General features: G+C 61.6%; 21 protein-coding genes and 1 tRNA gene. 10 read left to right on the top strand and 12 right to left on the bottom strand.

Features of this window, described 5'->3' with window-relative positions; genetic code table 11:
- The gene (locus PH551_RS01955; protein WP_285191705.1) at positions 1 to 816 is read right to left on the bottom strand and encodes a chromate resistance protein ChrB domain-containing protein; all 816 of its coding nucleotides are present in this window, start codon (positions 814 to 816) and stop codon (positions 1 to 3) included.
- Positions 817 to 1151: 335 nt separating this feature from the next.
- Here PH551_RS01955 and PH551_RS01950 point away from each other — a divergent pair, with 335 nt between their 5' ends.
- Positions 1152 to 1466 carry a hypothetical protein gene (locus PH551_RS01950; protein WP_085778663.1) on the top strand — a complete coding sequence of 105 codons (315 nt, stop codon included), beginning with the start codon at positions 1152 to 1154 and terminating at the stop codon, positions 1464 to 1466.
- A gap of 328 nt (positions 1467 to 1794) precedes the next feature.
- Here PH551_RS01950 and PH551_RS01945 read toward each other — a convergent pair whose 3' ends face one another.
- From PH551_RS01945 to PH551_RS01900, 10 genes are all read right to left on the bottom strand, one after another.
- A complete protein-coding gene (locus PH551_RS01945) occupies positions 1795 to 2094 on the bottom strand; it encodes a hypothetical protein (RefSeq protein ID WP_285191636.1) in 300 nt (99 codons plus the stop codon).
- 86 nt (positions 2095 to 2180) lie between these two features.
- Entirely contained in the window at positions 2181 to 2477 is a 297-nt protein-coding gene (locus PH551_RS01940) for a hypothetical protein (RefSeq protein WP_285191635.1), read from the bottom strand.
- Between the two features lie 127 nt (positions 2478 to 2604).
- A tRNA-Lys gene (locus PH551_RS01935) sits at positions 2605 to 2680 on the bottom strand.
- Positions 2681 to 2899: 219 nt separating this feature from the next.
- Positions 2900 to 3811 (bottom strand): PhzF family phenazine biosynthesis protein, encoded by a 912-nt coding sequence (locus tag PH551_RS01930; protein ID WP_085778666.1) that lies wholly within the window; start codon positions 3809 to 3811, stop codon positions 2900 to 2902.
- A 225-nt stretch (positions 3812 to 4036) separates the two neighbouring features.
- Entirely contained in the window at positions 4037 to 4807 is a 771-nt protein-coding gene (locus PH551_RS01925) for an NUDIX hydrolase (RefSeq protein WP_285191634.1), read from the bottom strand.
- A complete protein-coding gene (locus PH551_RS01920) occupies positions 4804 to 5913 on the bottom strand; it encodes an endonuclease/exonuclease/phosphatase family protein (RefSeq protein ID WP_285191633.1) in 1110 nt (369 codons plus the stop codon). The genes PH551_RS01925 and PH551_RS01920 overlap by 4 nt, the downstream gene beginning before the upstream one ends.
- Positions 5914 to 6243: 330 nt before the next feature.
- Positions 6244 to 7263 carry an ABC transporter ATP-binding protein gene (locus PH551_RS01915; protein ID WP_285191632.1) on the bottom strand — a complete coding sequence of 340 codons (1020 nt, stop codon included), beginning with the start codon at positions 7261 to 7263 and terminating at the stop codon, positions 6244 to 6246.
- Complete coding sequence (locus PH551_RS01910) at positions 7251 to 8945, bottom strand: ABC transporter permease (RefSeq protein ID WP_285191631.1); 1695 nt, start codon at positions 8943 to 8945, stop codon at positions 7251 to 7253. The genes PH551_RS01915 and PH551_RS01910 overlap by 13 nt, the downstream gene beginning before the upstream one ends.
- A 7-nt stretch (positions 8946 to 8952) precedes the next feature.
- On the bottom strand, positions 8953 to 9930 hold the full coding sequence (locus PH551_RS01905) for an ABC transporter substrate-binding protein (RefSeq protein ID WP_085778671.1): 978 nt from the start codon (positions 9928 to 9930) through the stop codon (positions 8953 to 8955).
- A gap of 124 nt (positions 9931 to 10054) precedes the next feature.
- Positions 10055 to 10822: an alpha/beta fold hydrolase gene (locus tag PH551_RS01900; RefSeq protein WP_285191630.1), complete on the bottom strand. Its 768-nt coding sequence runs from the start codon at positions 10820 to 10822 to the stop codon at positions 10055 to 10057.
- Positions 10823 to 11008: 186 nt separating this feature from the next.
- Here PH551_RS01900 and PH551_RS01895 point away from each other — a divergent pair, with 186 nt between their 5' ends.
- Both PH551_RS01895 and PH551_RS01890 read left to right on the top strand, forming a co-directional pair.
- Positions 11009 to 11479 (top strand): MarR family winged helix-turn-helix transcriptional regulator, encoded by a 471-nt coding sequence (locus tag PH551_RS01895; RefSeq protein WP_085778673.1) that lies wholly within the window; start codon positions 11009 to 11011, stop codon positions 11477 to 11479.
- 215 nt (positions 11480 to 11694) lie between these two features.
- Positions 11695 to 12753 carry an aldo/keto reductase gene (locus tag PH551_RS01890; RefSeq protein WP_285191629.1) on the top strand — a complete coding sequence of 353 codons (1059 nt, stop codon included), beginning with the start codon at positions 11695 to 11697 and terminating at the stop codon, positions 12751 to 12753.
- Positions 12754 to 13111: 358 nt separating this feature from the next.
- On the opposite strand, the gene PH551_RS01885 is transcribed toward PH551_RS01890, so the two are convergent.
- The gene (locus PH551_RS01885) at positions 13112 to 14329 is read right to left on the bottom strand and encodes an aminotransferase-like domain-containing protein (protein ID WP_285191628.1); all 1218 of its coding nucleotides are present in this window, start codon (positions 14327 to 14329) and stop codon (positions 13112 to 13114) included.
- A 114-nt stretch (positions 14330 to 14443) separates the two neighbouring features.
- Here PH551_RS01885 and PH551_RS01880 point away from each other — a divergent pair, with 114 nt between their 5' ends.
- The 7 genes from PH551_RS01880 to PH551_RS01850 all read left to right on the top strand — a co-directional run bounded on the left by PH551_RS01880 (position 14444) and on the right by PH551_RS01850 (position 19448).
- Complete coding sequence (locus PH551_RS01880) at positions 14444 to 14677, top strand: hypothetical protein (RefSeq protein WP_285191627.1); 234 nt, start codon at positions 14444 to 14446, stop codon at positions 14675 to 14677.
- Positions 14674 to 15774: a branched-chain amino acid aminotransferase gene (locus PH551_RS01875; RefSeq protein ID WP_085778677.1), complete on the top strand. Its 1101-nt coding sequence runs from the start codon at positions 14674 to 14676 to the stop codon at positions 15772 to 15774. The genes PH551_RS01880 and PH551_RS01875 overlap by 4 nt, the downstream gene beginning before the upstream one ends.
- Before the next feature lie 250 nt (positions 15775 to 16024).
- Positions 16025 to 16276, top strand: coding sequence for a ribbon-helix-helix domain-containing protein (locus tag PH551_RS01870; RefSeq protein WP_183702550.1), 252 nt, complete (start codon positions 16025 to 16027; stop codon positions 16274 to 16276).
- Positions 16260 to 16595, top strand: coding sequence for a type II toxin-antitoxin system RelE/ParE family toxin (locus tag PH551_RS01865; RefSeq protein ID WP_085778679.1), 336 nt, complete (start codon positions 16260 to 16262; stop codon positions 16593 to 16595). The genes PH551_RS01870 and PH551_RS01865 overlap by 17 nt, the downstream gene beginning before the upstream one ends.
- A complete protein-coding gene (locus PH551_RS01860; protein WP_285191626.1) occupies positions 16585 to 17172 on the top strand; it encodes a class I SAM-dependent methyltransferase in 588 nt (195 codons plus the stop codon). The genes PH551_RS01865 and PH551_RS01860 overlap by 11 nt, the downstream gene beginning before the upstream one ends.
- Positions 17173 to 17439: 267 nt before the next feature.
- Positions 17440 to 17877: a DUF2231 domain-containing protein gene (locus tag PH551_RS01855; RefSeq protein ID WP_285191625.1), complete on the top strand. Its 438-nt coding sequence runs from the start codon at positions 17440 to 17442 to the stop codon at positions 17875 to 17877.
- A complete protein-coding gene (locus tag PH551_RS01850) occupies positions 17877 to 19448 on the top strand; it encodes a PQQ-dependent sugar dehydrogenase (RefSeq protein ID WP_285191624.1) in 1572 nt (523 codons plus the stop codon). Before PH551_RS01855 ends, PH551_RS01850 begins: the two co-directional genes overlap by 1 nt.
- The last annotated feature ends 63 nt before the right edge of the window (positions 19449 to 19511 follow it).

The following is a 19511-nucleotide window of genomic DNA, read 5'->3' as shown; positions in this document are numbered from 1 at the left end:
TCATGCCCTCTTTTTCAGCGCGGGCCAGTTGTGGGTCTCGTCGGTCGCATCACGGCACCAGCGGAAGAAGGCATCGTAGAGAAGCATTCCGGCCTCGAGTTGCTCCAGATCGTCGGAATACATTCTGGAGAGGCCGAGCGAGGCGGCAAGCAGACCGGACGCCTCGGGTGCCAGATCGAGCCTGCCCGTATCCGCCGCCCTGACGATCCGCGCCAGGCGCAAGAGCGGTTCGGACGCCAACCCGAATTCCTCGACCATCACATCGAAGGTGCAGAGCTCGCCGCGATGGCTCCAGAACACGTCCTCGATATCGAAGGGCGCAGCTCCGAAGCGCTCGCCGACGGCGACAACCTCAGGGGCCGGCACGAACAGGAAGACGGCCTTCGGATCGACGAAGCGCCGGATCAGCCAGGGACAGGCGATGCGGTCGATTTTCGGCCGCGCCCTGGTCACCCAGACGGTGCGCCCCAGCCCGTCGCGGCGCGGCAGTTTCGCCTCGGGCACCGTTGGTCCGGCCGCGGCCCAGGCTTCAAAACCGCCTTCGAGGCTTTCCGCCTCGATCCCCGCATGCCTGAGATAAGCGGCGACGCCGTGACTGAGCTTGGCTCCCTTGTGGCAGACCACGACGACGGCATCGGCATCGATGCCATCAGCCCACGACGCAACCTCGGCGTGGTCGCGCCGGATAGAGCCCGGCACCAGGCGCGGATCGAGCGCGAAATCCTCGTCCGTGCGGACGTCGATGATGCAGGGCGCACCAGGTGTTCCGATGAGGCGGCTGAGCTTGTCGGGAGATATTTCGAGAAATGACGGCATCACGCGTCCCTCCGTTGATCGGTTGTACCGGACGCGATTCTTCAGCATGTCGCCTCGTGGGGTGATCGCAACCCCAGACCCAAAGCATTGGCAAAGTCACCCCGTCCTGTCAAGGACGACGCTTCCGCTGAGGTTATGTGCGTCTATGCGGCGGCTGTGCTGTGCGTATGACAATGACCGATCTCTTCAGGTGTCATCCCCCGCAATTGCCTTTCGCTGCCGCTCGAGAAGCCGCTCCAACCCCAAAAACCCCGCCAATACAAACGCTTCGCCCCAAGAATGGAACAAAAGTCCCGCTCGTCCATTTCTCACACACCGAAAGAGGAGAAAGTACCATGACGTACGACCCCAATAATGCCAACGATCCGAACCGCCCGCTGAACCCGAACCTGGACCTGCGCACGACGCCGCCGGCGCGCAGCAGCAATACGTGGGTTGTTTGGGTTGCTGCATTGGCCGTGATCGCTGTTGCTGCATTCGCCTATTCGCAGTGGAGCAGCACATCTCCCGGCACTTCGCCGGATACGACAGCCTCCACGACCCAGTCCGAGCCGGCCCCGGCTAAGCCGATCGCTCCGACCGATAACAGCGCAACGCCTGCTCCGGCACCCGCGCCGGCCACCCCGCCGGCCGCTCCTGCCCAGCAGTAATCGCTGCCCGGTCGTAAGGAGCCGCGCTAGATGCCTCCTTGGCGTATCCGGCAGGACACGCCAAGGAGGATCTATGCAATGATCCCGGGGAACTGGTGACGCGCCGGCACGGCTTCTTTTCTACGGCCGGCCCTTGAATAACCGCAATCGGCACTTATTTAGAGATTATTAAATTTGTCTCTGACGGCTGACCACGGATGTACTGGCAGCGGTCATTGAGACAGATCGAGGAAGGTCGGTGCGAGTTTCGCCCGGCCTTTTTTCTTGGCCTGTTGGGAGGACCGAGCGATTTCACGGTCGCCGCGTGAAGCGCCCCTGCAGCCCGATATTAATTGGGAATCCTGTTATAGAAGGACTGCGGATCGTACACGCACTCGTAGTCGAGGACGCACATCTTCCCGTCTCTATCTCTCACCGTTGCAGTGTCGTACTTGTCACCCAGATTGCATCGGGCCGGCGGATAACGGAAGCTGCGACCGCCGATGCCCATGCGCACGAAAACGGCTTTGTCCTTACGGATGATTTGCGCAAGCTCCTTGCAGCTGTGATCCCTGGCATTGACCTCTACCGCCTCGGCGGCAAGGGCTGCGGACGGAAACAGGGCGAAGACCAAGAAGGTGCTTTTCATGGAAACTCCTGAATGTGAGAGTGAGATGAACGGCAGAAAACGTGAGCGGTTTCGAATGAAATCCCACGCAACTGAGAACGAATTCTTCAGGGGAAATTATAGGGCGACGCCGGGTCGAACACGCAGGCATAGTCCAGAACGCAAGCCCTCCCTTCGGCATCGCCAACGCTTGTCGTGCTGCGCTTGTCGCCCATGTCGCACTGCGCCGGCGGGTAGCGGAAGCTGCGGCCGCCGAGGCCGACACGGACAAAGACCTTCTTGTTCTGCCGGATGATCTGCGCAAGCTCGCTGCAGCTGTGGTCCCCCGCTTTGACCTCCACTGCGCTCGCTGCAAAGGCCGGCAGCGGCAAGGATAAAGCCACGATGAATATGACGGTTCTCATGACCCCTCCCGTTAATAGGGGAGAGATAGGGTGCGCAGGTCGACACGGCCAGTCATGCCGAAACATGCGGTCGGCCTAGAAACAAGACCATGCGCTGACGCTATTCAATCAATCTTATCAAGAGGTTTGGTGGGTGATGTAGGGCTCGAACCTACGACCCGCTGATTAAGAGTCAGCTGCTCTACCAACTGAGCTAATCACCCGTTCGCGCTTGGCTGCGCGGTGTGACGGGGCGTATAAACAGGATCGGCAGGCTTGTCCAGCGCATCAGCGAAAATTCTTTGGTTAATCTCAAAGATTTTTCCGCAGCGCCGAAATGCGGCACACACTCCTAGAACTCGGAATCGATCTTCGAGAGGGATGATGCGCCAATTCAAGGTGATAGAGCGTCCCGGCTGACGGAGCGCGGCGCTCTCGCAAACTCAAAGCTCAAGTGTGCCGCTCGCCAGCCGCACCGCCTGGCCGCCGATCCGCGCGTTGGAAATCGTCCCGCCTTCGACATCGATATGCAGGTGGATGAAGGACGGACGGCCCATCTCGACGCCCTGCTCAATCATGATCGGGTGGTGCCCGTCCGTTAGCCGGTCAAAATGGCGGATTGCTCCGGAGAGCGCCGCCGCCGCCGCGCCGGTGGCCGGATCTTCGACGATGCCCATGCCGCTGGCGAACATGCGCGCATGGAACTTCGCAACGTGGTTGACGCCGCCGCGGCAGTAGACATAGGCCGAGGCAAGCGCGCCATCGGCGAAGGGCACAATCTTTTCCCAAAGCTGCGGATCGAATTCCACCCGCTGAGCCGTGCCGACATCGTGCACCGGAATGAGCAAAAACGGAACGCCGGCGCTCCAGACCGAGGGGACGTGATTTTCAAAGCCGATTTCGGTGACCTTCAGCGACAACGCATCGGCGATGCCGAGCTTGTCGAGCGGCATGACGGCTTGCTGCGATTTGCGCGGCAGGTCAAATTCGGCAAAGCTCGCCTCACCCTGCCTCAGCCGCACGGCGCAACGCACCGGCCCGACGTTTTCCTCGAGCACCATGACGAGATCGAGGGCCGCTGCGCCATGAGCCCGCTCGGCCAGCGCCACCGCAGTTCCGACGGTGGGATGGCCGGCAAAGGGCAGCTCGCGGCCTGGCGTGAAGATTCTGAGCTTCGCCGCGTAGGCGGGATTGGTCGAAGGCTGCACGAAAACCGTTTCGGAGAGATTGATCTCTCGGGTGATCGCCTGCATCGCCTCGTCGCTGAGATCGTCGCCGTCGAAAACCACCGCGAGCGGGTTGCCCGCAAGCTTTCGATCGGTGAACACGTCATAGACGCTGTAGCTTCGCGCCACATCGGCCTCCTTGAATCGATCGTCGGGCCGCCAACCTGCCCGACCGTGCGACCGAGTGCAAGGCGCTAACTCGGGTAAGAACAACCCGTCGCCGGCCGGAGACGTCTGCACTCGGCAATTTGCGCGGGATCGTTAATGAAAATCGATTTTTCTCCGAAGCGCTTGACGAGCGTGGTACCCCCCAAGGGATCTCGAAGGACGAGGTCGGCCTCTGATTGCCGCGCCCTATGCGCCCCTCTTCCCGAAATACCAGTCAATCACCGGCAGCATCGCGATGTTATACGGATAAGCGTTCCGATCAGCCGATCGGATCGCCACCGCACCCGCGATCTCCTTGTCTTCGGCGACCAGCATGTGGGCCTCGATCCGCTCGACCATCTCGTCGGCCGTCAGGTCGAAACGGAAGAGCCTCAGCAACGTCACCGTACGCTTGGCGTGGCTGGCAAAGAGCCCCTGCCCCGCCACCGAATCGGAAAGATTGAGGCCGGTTTCCTCGAGCACCTCGCGGCGCATGTTGGCCTCGATGTCGCAGCGCCCGTCGAAGATATCCTCGGGTTCCAGCGAGCCGGCGGCGAAATAGACCTGGCCGGGATTGGCGGTGTGCGCACCCATGCGGATCGCAACCAGCGCGCCGTCGGAGCTTTCGAGCACGGGATAGGCGAAGATGTGCAGCCCGCCTTGGCGCTGCGGCTGGCGGCGCCAGTACATGAAGGCGGAAAAAGGCGTGACGTAGCCCTCACCCGAAATTCCCTCCTCGCCGAGCGACAGCCGCTGCTGGAAGATCAGGCGCCCGTCGAAGAGCGCCGGGTTGGCGGCGATCTCCCTCAGCCAATTCTCGCGGATCGCCGTTTCCTCGGCGGCGACGAAAGGATGAGTGCCGGGCAGGACGCGGAGATCGACGCCGGCGATGGGGAAGACCGTAGCTTCCGGCGGCCAGCCGGCGAAATCATCGGGAAAATCAGTGTTCGGAAAATTTATCTTCAAATTCGTTTTCATGGTAGATCCAGTGTCATGACGACGGGGCAATGGTCGGAGGCCTTCGGCCGGTCCCAGCCGGTACGAGGATAACGCTCCACCTCCTGCCCCGGCGGGAAGATGGTGCGGTAGGGTTGGCCTCTGCGGATGATCTCGGGCAGGCGTCCGGCATTAAGGGCGGCAAGTGCGGGCGAAAGCCAGATATAATCGAGCTGGCAGAGGTGCTGCTCCTGCGGCCCGCGCGCATGATAAAGCGTCCAGCGGTCGAGGGGCTGACGACGGCGGACGACATTTTCAGCAAAGCTGTCATGGCTGAAGACGTCGAGCGCGCTCTCGGTCTCCAGCTGATGCTCGAAACGATAGCCGGCGCCACGCCGCCCAACGACGTCGACGCGCTCCTGATAGTCGTTCATGTCGCCGCAGATGGCAAAGCTCTTCGAGGCTGTGTGGCCGGCGCCGAAGCGGTCCTCGATGATGCGGCGCACGGCGCGCGCCTCGGCGCGACGGAGCGGCAGTGTCGATTGCCGGCCGTCCAGGCCGTCGCGCGCACTGCCCATCGACTTGAAATGCACTACATAGAGCGAGAAAGGCCTGCCGCCGATCAGGAGGTCGAGTTCCAGGCAGTCGCGCTTGAATATCTTGTCGTCGATACGATTGGTAAGCGCCAGTTCCTCGTCGAAGAGATCGAAATCGCGATAGGTCGTCATCGCATGGCTTCTGATATCTCTAAGCTCGATCTTCTGGCCATCGCGCGTTTCCTCGCGCATCAGCACGGCGACGTCGATGCCGCGGCTGTCATTGCCCTCGACCAGGAATTTCTGCCGATAGCCGTTTCCGACCATGCGGAAGAGATAACCGTATTCGAACGCCTGAAGGGCGGCCATATTGTCGATTTCCTGCAGGCAGAGAATATCGGCGTCGGCATCCGCGATCGCCAGCGCCGTCATCTGCCTCGTATCATCGGTGGCGGCGATCACGCGCGCTTGCTCGAGCTGCTGGTAGACGCCCTCGCTGTTCACCTCGAAAAGCTTGATGACGCGATCCTGGCGCAGCTGGTTGCGAAAACCCGTGAAATCGAAACGGGTCAGCAGGTTTTCGACGTTGAAGGTGGCGAGGCGGAGCGACATGAGAAAGGTCCGGTTGCGCGCAGTACCTTATCCGGCAATCGCCGCAGGAAAAGATGGCAGGGCCAAGAAAATTGCGGATAAGCTTGGCTTCCAGGACCGAAACAAGCCGCGTCGGCATCCGGTTCCGCACGGCTGCGGGTCTGGTAGGCTACAAGCCCCGATAGTCCGCAAATATCCGAACTAGAATAATGCATGCCCGGCGAACCGATCGCCTCAACGCGTTTTTCCACGGCGCGTAGAATATTCAACTTCTTTCGATTCAGAACGAGGCATCGGCGACTTTCAACATTATCGCCAAGCTTCAACGACCGTAAGGGTCACCCGCCTCCGTCAAAGCCGCCATCCGGCACGGATGACGACGCGTATCTTCTCGCCGGCCCCGACAACGGCGCGGCTGAAGGCGCGCAACGTCTGGCCGTTTCCGAGCGTCAGTTTGACGGCGTAGCGCTCGCCCTCGAACAGCACGGATTCGACGGTCGCGGGAGCGCCCTCGCCGCCGATGATCACATCCTCCGGCCGCACAAGAATATCGGCGCCATCGGTATTGGCCGCCTGCAGCGCATCCTGCAGCTCGTCCCACTCCAGATGGCGCTCGCCGCCCATGATAGGCAGCGTCAGGATTGCGCCGCGCCCGATCAGCCCGCCGACGATTCGTCCTTCCGGGCGGGCATAGATTTCGGCCGGCGGCGCCACCTGTAGCAAGCGTCCTTCGGACATGACGGCGACGTCGGTCGCCAGCGCCATTGCCTCGCTCTGATCGTGGGTGACGTAGATCATCGTTGCGCCCGAGCGCTGGTGGAAGTCGCGAAAAGTCTCCTCCATCTCCTGCTTCAGGTGCCGGTCAAGATTGGCGAGCGGTTCGTCAAGCAGCACGACATCGGGCGACGTCACCAGGCAGCGGGCGAGCGCCACGCGCTGGCGCTGGCCGCCGGAGAGATCGGCCGGCCGCCGCCCGGCATGATCGGCAAGCCGCACGGTGGAAAGCGCCTCGCCGACCTTCGCCCGGTATGCCTCGCCCGAGACATCGCGCACCTTCAGGGGATAGCCGACATTGTCGGCGACGCTCATATGCGGCCAGAGCGCATAGGACTGGAAGACCATCGCCATGTTGCGCTTCTCGGGCGGCAGCGACTGGGCGGCATCTGCCAGCAGCCGCTCACCGAGATGAATCGAGCCGTCGGAGGGCGTCTCGAAACCAGCGATCATTCGCAGCACCGTCGTCTTGCCGCAGCCGGAAGGCCCGAGCAGCGCCAGAAAGCCGCCGTCGCGCACATCGAGCGAAAAGCCGCTGACGGCCGCCCGCCCGGTGCCGAAATCCTTGGCCACCTGGTTGAGGATCAGTTGCGCCACGGGACCACCCCTTTCGGCAGGCGTTTGGACAGGAGTTCCAAGAGCAGCATTAGGACGACGACCATCAGCACGACGAGTACTGACAGTGCCGAGGCAAGGTCGGAACTGCCGCTGTCGTCGAGATTGTAGATCGCGACGCCGAGCGTCTGGGTGCCGGCCGACCAGAGCAGCGCCGAGATCGTCAGCTCGTTGCAGGCGATGAGAAAGACGAGGTTGACGGAAGCGCCGGCGGCCGGCGCGATCAGCGGCACGATGATATCGGAAAGCCTGCGAAAGAAGCCGGCGCCGGAAAGCCGCGCGGCCTCTTCCAGCGCTGGATCGAGCTGGTGGAAGGCGCTGACGACAGGCTTCAGGCTGACGGCGAAGAAGGAGGAAAAATAGGCAATAAGGATGATCCAGATCGTCCCGTAGAGCGAGACGTGCAGGACGGGGATCGGTGCCGCGAAGACGAGAATGAAGGAGACCGCCATGACGATGCCCGGCAGCGAATAGGGTATCTCGATCAGGCTGGAAACGATCCGCGACGCCATGTCTCTGCGTCGCGTCAGTGCATAGGCCGCAAGCACTGTCACCACAAGCAGACCAAGTGCGGTCGCGCCGGCAAGCGACAGCGAATTAACGAAGGCCGTGCGTGTCACCGCCTGCCGGAATAGGATCTCCTGAAAGGCATGCAGCGACATAGTCTTGAAGGTGAGTGGTACGCCATAAGCCGGCACCAGCGCACCGGCAACAAGCGCGAAGAAGGGGGCGGCCAGCATGAAGAACAGGATCGCCCAGAGGAGCGGCGGGAAGGCGAAGCGCCAGGGGCCGAACTCGAAGACGGCACTTGCCCCCGACAGGCCGATGACGCGATAGTCGCGGCCTCTGAGCGCCCGGTCCTGGATCATCAAGCCTGCGACCGAGATCATGGCGATGATGCCGGAGAGCACGGCGACATCGCCGAAGGTGCGGCTGGTGAAGGCAGAGAATTTGGTGAAGATGAGCGTCGGCAGCGTGTAGATCGAGGCCGGGATGCCGAGAATGGCGGGAATGCCGAAATTGCCGGTGCAGGAGACGAAGGAGATCGCCGCGCCGGCGATGATGCCGGGCAGAGACAGCGGCAGGATGATGTCGCGGAACACCCTGAGGCTCGAGGCGCCGGAAAGCCGCGCGGCCTCGACGCCGTCGCGCGGCAGCGTCATCAGCCCGGCGCGCAGCGCCAGATAGACCAGCGGCGCATGCTGCACGCCATAGAGCAGCGCAATGCCGCCCACCGAATAGAGCGGCTGCGGCGAACCCAGCGGCGGCGCAAGCGAGAGCGCCTTCAACAGCGGGCTCGACGGCCCCGACATCTGCACCCAGGCAAGTGCCGTCACCTGCGGCGGGATCATCATCGGCAGCACGAAGAAGAAGCTGAGCAACCCCTTGCCGCTGATATCGGTCAGCGTCAGCACGAAGGCGAAGAGGCAGCCGATGGCAAGGGAAATGATCGTGCCCAGGACCGCGGTGACGATGGTGTAATAGGTGGCCTGCCAGAGTGACGGTTCGCTCAGCACATCGATGACGCCGCCGCTGGCGAAGGCCACGATCCCGACCATGGCGAGGCGGGCGAGCGGCAGCATGCTGAAGATCAGGACTGATATGACGATAAAAGGAAACAGCCAGGCGGGCTGGCTGTTTCCCGGTCTCACATATCCTTGCATGGCTGGATCAGTTCGAGCCGTAAATACCGGAGAAGGTCTTCAGATCCTGATCGGTATTTTTCAACGCTTCCGCTGCCTTGATCGGCAGGACCTTAATGGTATCGCGCGCCGGGAAACCTTCCGGCAGCTTCATGCCGTTGCGGGCCGGGATATAGCCGAGCTTCAGGAAGCCTTCCTGGCCCTTTTCCGAGAGCACGTAATCGACGAACTTCTTGGCAGCCTCTGCATTCTTGGTGCTGGCAAGGATGCCGACCGGCTCGGTGACGGCCGAAACGCCTTCGCTCGGGAAGACAAATTCGACGGGTGCGCCCTTGGCCTTCTCGCGGATCGGCAGATAGTCGACGACCATGCCGTAGGCCTTCTCGCCGGAGGCGACCGACTTCAGGACGGCGCCATTGCCGCCGGCAGCGATCGCGCCGTTTTCGGCGAGCGCCTTGTAATAATCCCAGCCGAGGCCGGGAACTGCGGCCAGCGTCTGGGCGTGGATCAGCGCAGCACCCGAAGCGAGCGGGCTCGGCATGGTAACGAAGCCCTTGGTCTCAGGCTTCGTCAGGTCCTTCCAGCTCGTCGGCTTCATCGCGGCCGAGGTGTTGTACATGATGCCTGTCGTGATCAGCTTGGTCGAGTAATAATAGCCGTCGGCGTCATAGAGGCTGGCGTCGTATCCTGCGGCTTCCGGCGACTTGTAAGCGAGCAGCTTGCCGTCTTCCTTGAGGCGCTCCAGCGTCACCATGTCGGCGATGAGGAGGACATCGGCGACCGGATTGCCGGCCTGGATCTCGGCCTGAAGCTTGGCGATGATCTTCGGCGTGCCGTCGCGCACCCAGTCGACCTTGATGTCGGGATTGGCGGCCATGAAGCCGTCGACCGTCGCCTGCGCGTCTTCGTTAGGCTGGCTGGTGTAGAGAACGAGGCTTGCGGCCGAAGCCGGAACGGCAAGGAGGCTCGCGGCGAGAAGAGCAGCGGCGGAAACGATCGTCTTCATGGGAGGGTCCTCGGGAATTGCGTCACCCCTCCCTTATTAGTGGTCGTTGACAGAGATGTGACAGGAGGCAGCAGCTGCGCTGCGCCCTGAAACCACTGCGTTGCCGTCGCCTCTCCGATAGACGCTACTTCGCGGCCTCTTCGACGACTTCCGCCACCTTCTGCGGCTGCGAAACCATCACGACGTGGGACGCGCCCTCGACCACGACGGTCCGCTTGGAGCCTGCCCGCTCGGCCATGAAGGCAAGGGCTGCGGCCGGGATATTCTTGTCGCCGGTGCCGTAGACGAACCACGACGGCAGCTTCTTCCAGGCAGGCTCACCGGATTTTTCGGTCAGGGCCGCTTCGGTGATCGGCCGCTGGGCCGCCGCCATCAGGGCCGCCTGTTCGGCCGGCACGTCGCTGGCGAACTGATCATGGAATTTGGCCTGGTCGATAGAGAGGTCGACGCCACCTGCGCTGAGCTTCACCGGGGCCGCCAGCGCTCCGCTCAGCGTGCCGCCGGGAAACTTGCCGGCGAGATCCGCAACCGATTCCCCGGCATCCGGCGCGAAGGCGGCGACATAGACCAGCGACTTGACGTTGTCGTGGCCGTTTGCGGCGGTCGAGATTACCTGCCCTCCATAGGAATGGCCGACGAGGACGACAGGGCCCGCAATGCTACCGACGACATCGGATATATAGGCGGCGTCGCCCGATACGCTGCGCAGCGGATTAGCGGCAGCCACGACCGGGAAGCCGTCCTTGCGCAAGATCTCGATCACGCCGTTCCAGCTGGATGAATCGGCAAAGGCGCCGTGAACGAGGACGACGGTCGGCTTGGTCGGCTGAGCAACGGCAGCGCCGGAAAGAAGAGCGGCCGCCAGGGCGGCGACAGCAGCGAACTTGAACATGGGTCATATCCTTTCGTCGTTGAGTTTCAATGGGAGCCGAACCGGGAGCCACCAGCTGCATTCCCTTCGGCTTGTTATTTGTAAGCGATTTATTTGTACACTATCTAAATAGAGGACGGCATGCCGGACGTCAATAGCTTGCAAATAGATCGTGCACAAATTACATTGAAATCAGAGGAGAGCGTGATGAAAAACACCCGAACGAATGATCTCGCCGACGTGCCGAAAATCGATGAAATGCTTTGCTTTTCAATCTATTCGGCAGGCCATGCCTTCAACCAGCTTTACCGCCCGCTGCTCGATGAGCTGGACCTGACCTATCCACAATTCCTTGTGATGACGGCCCTGTGGGCGCGTGATGACCGCACGGTGAAGGATCTCGGCGAGACACTTTTCCTTGACTCCAGCACCCTCACCCCGCTCTTGAAGCGGCTGGAAAATGTCGGCCTCGTCACCCGCAATCGCAACCCCGCCGACGAGCGCCAGGTGCTTCTCCGCCTGACACAGAAGGGACAGGCCCTCAAGAGCCGCGCCACCCATGTGTTCGACTGCATCGCCAAAGCCGTCGGTCTCGACGTCGAAACCGTCGGCAGGATTCGCGATACGATCGCTTCGCTTCGCGACAACATTCAGAGGAAAAACAAGGACGAGACCTGACGCGGCCTGGACCCGCCGCCTGATCGCTCCGTTCAGGATGATTCCCGTCGACAAGCCAATCACATATTGTACGATCTGCCGCGCGGCTCACGCCCCCCACGATCGATCGCAGTCTCTGGGCGGCAATCTCGCCGGCCCTCAGGCGTGAACCTGCCGCCATTGCCATTCTACCGCGTTGAGGTACGTCAATCGCGTTTGATGAAGGAGGAGTTTCGATGGAATATCGTCTGCTCGGCCGTTCCGGCCTGAAGGTTTCGACTTTGACTATGGGCACCATGACCTTCGGCGGGGTCGGCTGGGCGAAGATGGTCGGCGATCTCGGCGTCTCCGAGGCGAAAAAGATGATCGATATGTGCATCGATGCCGGCATCAATCTGATCGATACCGCCAACGTCTATTCGTCAGGCGAATGCGAAAACATCATCGGCGATGCGCTCGCCGGCAAGCGGCCGCAGGGCGTACTGCTCGCTACCAAGGCGCGCTTCGGCATGGGCGACGGTCCGAACGACCGCGGCCTGTCGCGCTACCACCTGATCCGCGAATGCGAGGCGAGCCTCAAGCGCCTGAAGACCGACGTCATCGACCTCTACCAGGTGCATGAATGGGACGGCCAGACGCCGCTCGAAGAGACGATGGAAGCGCTCGACACGCTGATCAAGCAGGGAAAGGTGCGCTATGTCGGCTGCTCGAACTACTCCGGCTGGCACATTATGAAGGCGCTCGGCATCGCCAATGAGCATCGCTATCAGCGCTTCGTCAGCCAGCAGATCCATTACACGCTCGAAGCGCGCGATGCCGAATACGAGCTGCTGCCGATTTCGATCGACCAGGGCCTGGGCGTGCTGGTCTGGAGCCCGCTTGCCGGCGGGCTGCTTTCCGGCAAACACCGCCGCAACCAGGCCGCTCCCGAGGGAACGCGCCAGTTCGCCGGCTGGACCGAGCCGCCGATCCGCGACGAAAACCGCCTCTGGAACATCGTCGAGACGCTGGTGGCAATCGGCAAAGAGCGCGGCGTCTCGGCGGCCCAGGTGGCGCTTGCCTGGTTGATCGGCCGCAAGGCGGTCACCTCGGTCATCATCGGCGGGCGCACCGAAGCCCAGTTCCGTGACAACATCGCCGCTGCCGAGCTGAAACTCACGGATGAGGAGCGCAAGCGTCTCGAAGCCGTCAGCCTGCCCCCGGTGATCTATCCCTATTGGCACCAGCTGAATACGGCGAGCGACCGGCTCGGCGAAGCCGACCTCGAGCTTTTCGGCCCGCATCTCCAGCAATAGCGAGAGAAGATCAGGCATGACACGGTGAAAGACAGCGTCCTTTCCTCAGAGAAGAGGGCGGAAGCAGTTCCCTCCCCTCCCTCATTCCTGTGCTCGTCACAGGAATGAGGAATGAGAGGGCGTGCCATGCAGCCCCTCATCTGCCTTCAGGCATCTTCTCCCCGATGGGGAGAAGCGGAATGGTCTCGTTTCCTAGAAACGTCTGCAGTGGAAAGAGAAGCGAGCGGCTTGCTCCATCTTCTCCCCAGCGGGGGTCCGAAGGACGGGTTGAGACCCGTGGCTCAACCCCAGTCGATGGCCCGAGGGGTCGGATAGGGCCATACGGCACAACAGTTTTGTTGCACCCCACTCCCAACACTCACCCACCAATCTCAGTGATCAACTTACCTAACCGACCAATGCCATCCTCGATCATCTGCTCATTCGCGCAGGAGAAGCTGACGCGGAAGGTGTTGGCGCCGGAGCCGTCGGCGAAGAAGGCTTTGCCGGGCACGAAGGCGACCTTGGCGGTCTCGAGCGATTTCGCCAGCAGCTTGGCGCCGTCCATGCCTTCCGGCAGCGTGATCCAGATGAACATGCCGCCTTCCGGCTTCGTCCAGCTCGTGCCCTTGGGCATGTACTTCTCGAGCGCCGCCAGCATGCAGTCGCGGCGATGGCTGTAGGCCGCTTTAATCTTGGCAACCTGCTTGTCGAAACCGCGCACGGCGACATCGGATATCGCCATCTGATTGATCGTTGAGGAATGCAGGTCGGCCGCCTGCTTCATCAGCACCAGCTTGCGGATGACAGGCGCATTGGCGACGATGAAGCCGACGCGAAGGCCGGGCGCCAGCGTCTTGGAAAAGCTGCCGCAATAGATCGTGCGCGTGTCGTTGATATGGCCCTTCTCGGCGATCTCCAACGCCAGGATCGGCGGGATCGGCTCGCCGTCGTAACGCAGCGACTGGTAGGCGGCATCCTCGATGACGGCAATGTCGAGCTCTTCGGCGAGCGCCAGCACCCGCTTGCGGCCGGCGAGATCGACGGTTTCGCCGGTCGGATTGGAGAAATCTGCGGAGAGATAGGCGAATTTCACCTTGCCGCCGGCAGCCGCAGCCGCCACGCGGTAGGACTCGGGCGTCCGGTTGCCGCTCGGCGTCAGTTGGTCATAGGCCGGCTCATAGGCATTGAAGGCCTGCAGCGCGCCAAGATAGGTCGGCCAGGTCACGAGCGCGGTATCATTGGGCGAAAGAAAGAGCTTTCCGAGATAATCGAGCCCCTGCTGTGAGCCGGAGACAATGAAGACATTGTCGAGCTCGCAGGGAATGCCGAGGGCGGCCATCTGCTTGACCAGCCATTCGCGCAGCGGCTTGTAGCCTTCGCTGACCGAATATTGCAGCGCCGAATTGACGGCGGCACCTGCGAAGATATCGGCATAGGCCCGTTGGAATTCCTCGGCCGGAAACAGCGCCGGATCCGGAATGCCGCCGGCAAAGGAAATAATGTCGGGCTGGTCGAGAAGCTTCAGGAGCTCGCGGATTTCGGATGCGCGCATGCGCGATGAGCGCGACGCAAACATGGTGTCCCAGTTCAGCATGGAGGTTTCCTCGTATTTTCTGTACCGCCGACAAATCATGCGGCGGAAATTATGTCAATAATGCTGACCTATTTTCTTGTCATGCGATAAGTTGGAGATCACATATTCCTGGGTATGAAATTCGCGAACGTCATTCCCGATAAGAATGAAGTTCCCGAATCGACCGATGGTGACGCCATCCTCGATCGCAGGCGCTCGATTCCCGAATTTGCTGCTCGAAGTCAGCCACCTCAAGTGATTATTACGCTGATCAAGCCGAAACCGGCTGCTTCAGACCTTTCCAAAACCGGCTCGGCGGCGGTAGTGTCGCCGCCACTATTCAATTTACTATCAAGGTGCCAGCAATGACCGTGATGTCGGCCTCTCCCGAAATCAAAATCGAACTCCACAAGACCCCCGTCTCGGACGCCGACCGCATCCAGGCACTGGAGACGCCCGGCTTCGGCAAGATCTTCACGGATCACATGGTCCTGGCGCGATGGACGGCCGACAAGGGCTGGCATGATACGAAGGTTACGCCCAGGCGACCCTTGGAGCTCGATCCTGCGAGCGCCGTGCTGCATTACGCTCAGGAAATCTTCGAAGGCATGAAAGCCTACAAGGCTGACGATGGCCGGATTCTGCTCTTTCGGCCTGAAGAGAACGCACGCCGCTTCGCGCAATCGGCAACCCGCATGGCGATGCCTCCCGTGCCCGAAGAACTCTTTTTGAAGGCGGTCGAAGCACTGGTCCGCGTCGACAAGGCCTGGATTCCGGCTGGCGACGCCAGCCTCTACCTTCGCCCCTTCATGTTCGCCAACGAGGCGTTTCTCGGCGTTCGTCCGGCTCAAGAATATATCTTCTGCATCATCGCCTCACCGGTCGGCGCCTACTTCAAGGGCGGCGCGAAGGCCGTCTCTCTTTGGGTCGAAACCGAATACACCCGTGCAGCCAGCGGCGGCACCGGCGCTGCAAAATGCGGCGGAAACTACGCAGCCAGCCTCGTGGCGCAAGCGGAAGCCGCGAAGAGGGGTTGCGATCAGGTCGTCTTCCTGGATGCCGCGGAGCATCGCTGGGTCGAAGAACTCGGCGGCATGAACGTCTTCTTCGTGATGAATGATGGATCGATGGTGACCCCGCCCCTTGGCGGCACGATCCTGCCGGGCATCACTCGGGCTTCCGTCATCGTGCTCGCAGAAGAAAGGGGCTTGCGCGTGGAGCAGCGTCCCTACTCCTTCGCGGAATGGCAGGAGGATGCCGCCAGCGGCAGGCTTGTCGAAGCGTTCGCTTGCGGCACTGCCGCAGTCCTGGCGGGCATCGGCCTGGTTCGACATGCCGGCGGCGAGTTTCTGGTCGGAGACGGACAGACTGGCAAGCTGACCAGCGAACTGCGACAGCAGCTCGTCAGTCTGCAGAAGGGCGTAACGAACGATGAGCACGGCTGGACGCGCCTCATCCCGGCCTGACCTTCAGACCTTTCACGCGAACGGCGGCGCCAGCACTGACATGGTGGGCGCCGCTCTCGGCCTCGCCTTCAAAGCAGCCGGGCTGACGACAGTTCTCGAACTCGCCGACGCCGATGCAATCATTAAAGAAGACTGGCCCTCATGTGACCCAAGCGCTCGACGGCGGGCGGCAACGCTTCTATCACGGGGTGGGGAATCGTAACAGGCATCAGGACAGCTGAACCGGCACGCACGGACGGCAGGAAATTCAATGGCGAAAATGACGATCTCGCTTCCGGATAATCTGGCGGATTACATCTCGCGCCGTGTCGCAAGCGGCAGATACGACAGCGCCGACGCATTCCTGGCGGAGCTGATCGCGAAGGACCAGGACCATCGTAAGCTCGAGGACGACGAACTGCGCGAGATCCTGAGGCAGGCCGAGGAGAGCGGTATCAGCGACCGGCGCATTCCCGACATTTTGTTGGAAACGAAGGTGAAGCTGCGTGACATCAACCTATAGGCTGACCCGAACGGCCGACGCCGTACTGTCAGGCATCGACGAGTATGCCAATCTGCATTTCGGCGAGGCGCAGGCGGATGCCTATCTTCTTGACTGGGATCGGATTTTAATACTTCTTTCGCGCGTGCCCTCCATGGGCGATGAGTGCGACGCGCTTGGCGCCGGCCTGCGCCGCCTCCTCCACATGCGTCATGTCGCCTTCTACCGGCAAATACCCGACGGCATCCTCGTCATCGACATCATCGGCGCCGACCGGCTTGCCGAAAGGCATCTCCAATCCAACCGACGATCCGGACCGGCCGCTCCCCATGCCCCATGACAGCACCTCCGCCTTCTACGACAATAACGCAGCGATATACGCCAATCGCGCGCTCAGCTTGCCGAAACAGAAGCTCGACACTTTTCTTGCCCGACTTGCGCCGGGGGCCGCAATCCTCGAACTTGGCTGCGGCGGCGGACAGGACAGTGCCTACATGCTCTCTCAAGGCTTCGATGTGACGCCAACCGACGGTTCACCCGAACTCGCGGCACAAGCCGAGGCGCGAATCGGCAGGGAGGTCAGGGTCATGCTCTTTGAGGATCTCAACGCCGAGGCCGCGTTCGACGGCGTCTGGGCCGAAGCGAGCCTCCTTCATGTCCCGAGAACGACCCTGGCCGACGTCTTCGCCCGCATTCACCGCGCGCTCAGAACCGGCGGCATCCTCCACGCAAGCTTCAAGTCGGGAGAAGCCGAAGGGCATGATGGCTTCGGGCGCTATTACAACTATCCATCCGCCCATTGGCTTTCGGCGCTTCTGACGGCAGGCGGCTGGCGCAACCTCGCCGTCGAGGAAAGCGATGGCGGCGGATATGACGGCAAGCCGACCCGCTGGCTCATCGTGAGTGCGCAACGATAAAGGTCGGAGCTTCGCCCCGTGTCCGACGGGAGTCTTGGCGCCCGCGGCGCTTTCAGGCGACAACATCGTACTCCTCCCGCACATGTCACGGGAATGACGGACGGAAGTTAAGTGCCTCCCTACATTGTCACTCCGGCGGTACGCGCGAAAGGCAGCAGCCGCAATTCGTCGAGGAGGCGGTTCGTAAGCCAGTGCCGCTGCAACGGAACCATCCGCTGCCTCCACGGTTGAATCGTATATCTGCGCACTTGCCTTTCGGAGCATGCCATGGCTGTACTTTCACCCAGCGATAGAGACGCGGCCGCCTATCCGATACAGTCGCTCTTCCTCCCGTTCCCGTTCGTCTGCTTCACGCTTGCGCTCGCGACCGATATCGCCTTCTGGCAGAGCAACAACCTCATGTGGCAAAACTTCTCCGCCTGGCTGTTGTGCGCCGGCCTCGTGTTCGGTGTGATTGCGATCCTGGCTGGTTTGATTGACCTCGCGCGGCCCCGCACCCGTCCGTTGCGGTCGGCTTTCCCGTCTGTGCTTCTCTACCTGATCATCCTCGCCCTTGCCTTCCTGAACAGCCTTGTCCATGCCGGCGACGGATGGACTGCCGTCGTGCCTTATGGACTGGCGCTCTCGGCCGTTACTTCAGCGCTTTGCCTGGTGGCAGCCGCTGTTTCCGCGCGCAAATATGCCAGATTGGCCTGGAGGGTATGATGATGAGATCCCTCATTCTCGCCACCTCGGTTCTATCGCTTTTCCTCGGATTCGGTACGTCGGCGCGGGAGGCCGAATTCGATCTGTCGCAGCAGATCGGCCCGAATCCGGTTCTGCCTGAGCCATCTTCCTCCCTGATATCTGATCTCAAAGTCGCGGAAGTGGTCGGCTGGAAGGAAGGAGAGACTCCTGCCGTTCCCGACGGCTTGAAGATCAGTGCCTATGCGAAGGGCCTTGCCAATCCACGCACGGTCCATACCCTGCCAAACGGCGACGTGCTCGTCGTCCAGTCCCGCGGCCCGACCGGCGAACCGACTTCGCGGCCGAAGGATCTCATCCGCGGCTGGATCATGTCGATCGCCCACGGCGGCAGCGGTGAACAGAAAGAGAGCAATATCATTACCCTGCTGCGTGACAGCAATCGCGACGGCACCGTCGATGAACGCCATGACCTGCTGAAGGAGCTTGATTCTCCCTTCGGCCTTGCCTGGATAGACAATACGCTTTACGTCGCCACGACGAGCGCCATCCTGGCCTACCCTTACGAACTCGGACGGAACGAGGTCGCCGCGCAGCCGAAAATCCTGACGCCGCTTCCCGGCGGCCCGATTAATCATCATTGGACGAAGGATCTGGCCCTCAGCCCCGACGGCCGAGCGCTCTATGTCTCGGTCGGATCGAATTCCAATATCGTTGAGAACGGGCTCGAAGCAGAAAAAGGTCGTGCAGCGGTCTGGCAGGTCGACCGGCAGACCGGCGCGGCCCGCGTTTTCGCCTCCGGTCTGCGCAACCCGAACGGCCTTGCCTTCAACCCCGAAACGGGTGCGCTCTGGGTTGTCGTCAATGAGCGTGACGAACTCGGCCCAAACCTCGTTCCCGACTATATGACCTCTGTGGAGGACGGCGGATTCTACGGCTGGCCTTGGAGCTACTACGGCAACCACGTCGACGCTCGCGTTCATCCGCCACGAACCGACATGGTCGAAAAGGCAATCCGACCGGACTACGCCCTGTCCAGCCATGTTGCCGCGCTCGGATTGACCTTCTCGATGAACTCCGCGCTTCCAGCCGCATACGCCAACGGCGCCTTCATCGGCGAGCACGGCAGCTGGAACCGGAATAGCTTCAATGGTTATAAAGTTGTCTTCGTACCGTTCCAGAATGGCAAGCCATCTGGCAAGGCGCAGGACGTCGTCACAGGCTTTATCCAAGGCGATCAGGCAAAAGGGCGACCGGTCGGAGTGGGGATCGATGGGACGGGAGCGTTGCTTGTTGCCGATGATGCCGGCAATACCGTTTGGCGCGTCGCTTCATCCGACGGCAAAGTTACGCCGCAGCCAATTAGCACTGACCAGCTTTCCGGGAATCCGCAAAGCTCGACGAATTCGAACACGGCGCGGACTTTCGATTCGAACCCCGGCATCGGAACGGAGACGACGAATTCCACCACCCAAACCCAGGGACATCGAGCCTCGGACGACGAGCGCTTGACGGGCCAGAAACCACTTTCCGGACCGCCGGACAAGTTTCAGCCTGTGCAGATGCAGATTGCCCCTGCGGCCGGCCCCTAAGGACTTGGTGGAGGCCCAATTCGGAAGAAGGTCTGAAATGACATCCGGATAAACTCCAACGGA

Origin of the sequence: Rhizobium atlanticum (assembly GCF_030182485.1) — a bacterium.
Lineage (GTDB): Bacteria > Pseudomonadota > Alphaproteobacteria > Rhizobiales > Rhizobiaceae > Rhizobium.
Note: the sequence above shows the minus strand (reverse complement) of the source record. Positions and strands in the feature narration are given on the sequence as shown.

Bases quoted from the DNA above. Each gene is read 5' to 3' on its own strand.
- PH551_RS01955 (WP_285191705.1), bottom strand. From the start codon at position 816: ATGCCGTCATTTCTCGAAATATCTCCCGACAAGCTCAGCCGCCTCATC.
- PH551_RS01950 (WP_085778663.1), top strand. From the start codon at position 1,152: ATGACGTACGACCCCAATAATGCCAACGATCCGAACCGCCCGCTGAAC.
- PH551_RS01945 (WP_285191636.1), bottom strand. From the start codon at position 2,094: ATGAAAAGCACCTTCTTGGTCTTCGCCCTGTTTCCGTCCGCAGCCCTT.
- PH551_RS01940 (WP_285191635.1), bottom strand. From the start codon at position 2,477: ATGAGAACCGTCATATTCATCGTGGCTTTATCCTTGCCGCTGCCGGCC.
- PH551_RS01925 (WP_285191634.1), bottom strand. From the start codon at position 4,807: ATGAAAACGAATTTGAAGATAAATTTTCCGAACACTGATTTTCCCGAT.
- PH551_RS01920 (WP_285191633.1), bottom strand. From the start codon at position 5,913: ATGTCGCTCCGCCTCGCCACCTTCAACGTCGAAAACCTGCTGACCCGT.
- PH551_RS01910 (WP_285191631.1), bottom strand. From the start codon at position 8,945: ATGCAAGGATATGTGAGACCGGGAAACAGCCAGCCCGCCTGGCTGTTT.
- PH551_RS01905 (WP_085778671.1), bottom strand. From the start codon at position 9,930: ATGAAGACGATCGTTTCCGCCGCTGCTCTTCTCGCCGCGAGCCTCCTT.
- PH551_RS01900 (WP_285191630.1), bottom strand. From the start codon at position 10,822: ATGTTCAAGTTCGCTGCTGTCGCCGCCCTGGCGGCCGCTCTTCTTTCC.
- PH551_RS01895 (WP_085778673.1), top strand. From the start codon at position 11,009: ATGAAAAACACCCGAACGAATGATCTCGCCGACGTGCCGAAAATCGAT.
- PH551_RS01890 (WP_285191629.1), top strand. From the start codon at position 11,695: ATGGAATATCGTCTGCTCGGCCGTTCCGGCCTGAAGGTTTCGACTTTG.
- PH551_RS01885 (WP_285191628.1), bottom strand. From the start codon at position 14,329: ATGCTGAACTGGGACACCATGTTTGCGTCGCGCTCATCGCGCATGCGC.
- PH551_RS01880 (WP_285191627.1), top strand. From the start codon at position 14,444: ATGAAATTCGCGAACGTCATTCCCGATAAGAATGAAGTTCCCGAATCG.
- PH551_RS01875 (WP_085778677.1), top strand. From the start codon at position 14,674: ATGACCGTGATGTCGGCCTCTCCCGAAATCAAAATCGAACTCCACAAG.
- PH551_RS01870 (WP_183702550.1), top strand. From the start codon at position 16,025: ATGGCGAAAATGACGATCTCGCTTCCGGATAATCTGGCGGATTACATC.
- PH551_RS01860 (WP_285191626.1), top strand. From the start codon at position 16,585: ATGCCCCATGACAGCACCTCCGCCTTCTACGACAATAACGCAGCGATA.
- PH551_RS01855 (WP_285191625.1), top strand. From the start codon at position 17,440: ATGGCTGTACTTTCACCCAGCGATAGAGACGCGGCCGCCTATCCGATA.
- PH551_RS01850 (WP_285191624.1), top strand. From the start codon at position 17,877: ATGATGAGATCCCTCATTCTCGCCACCTCGGTTCTATCGCTTTTCCTC.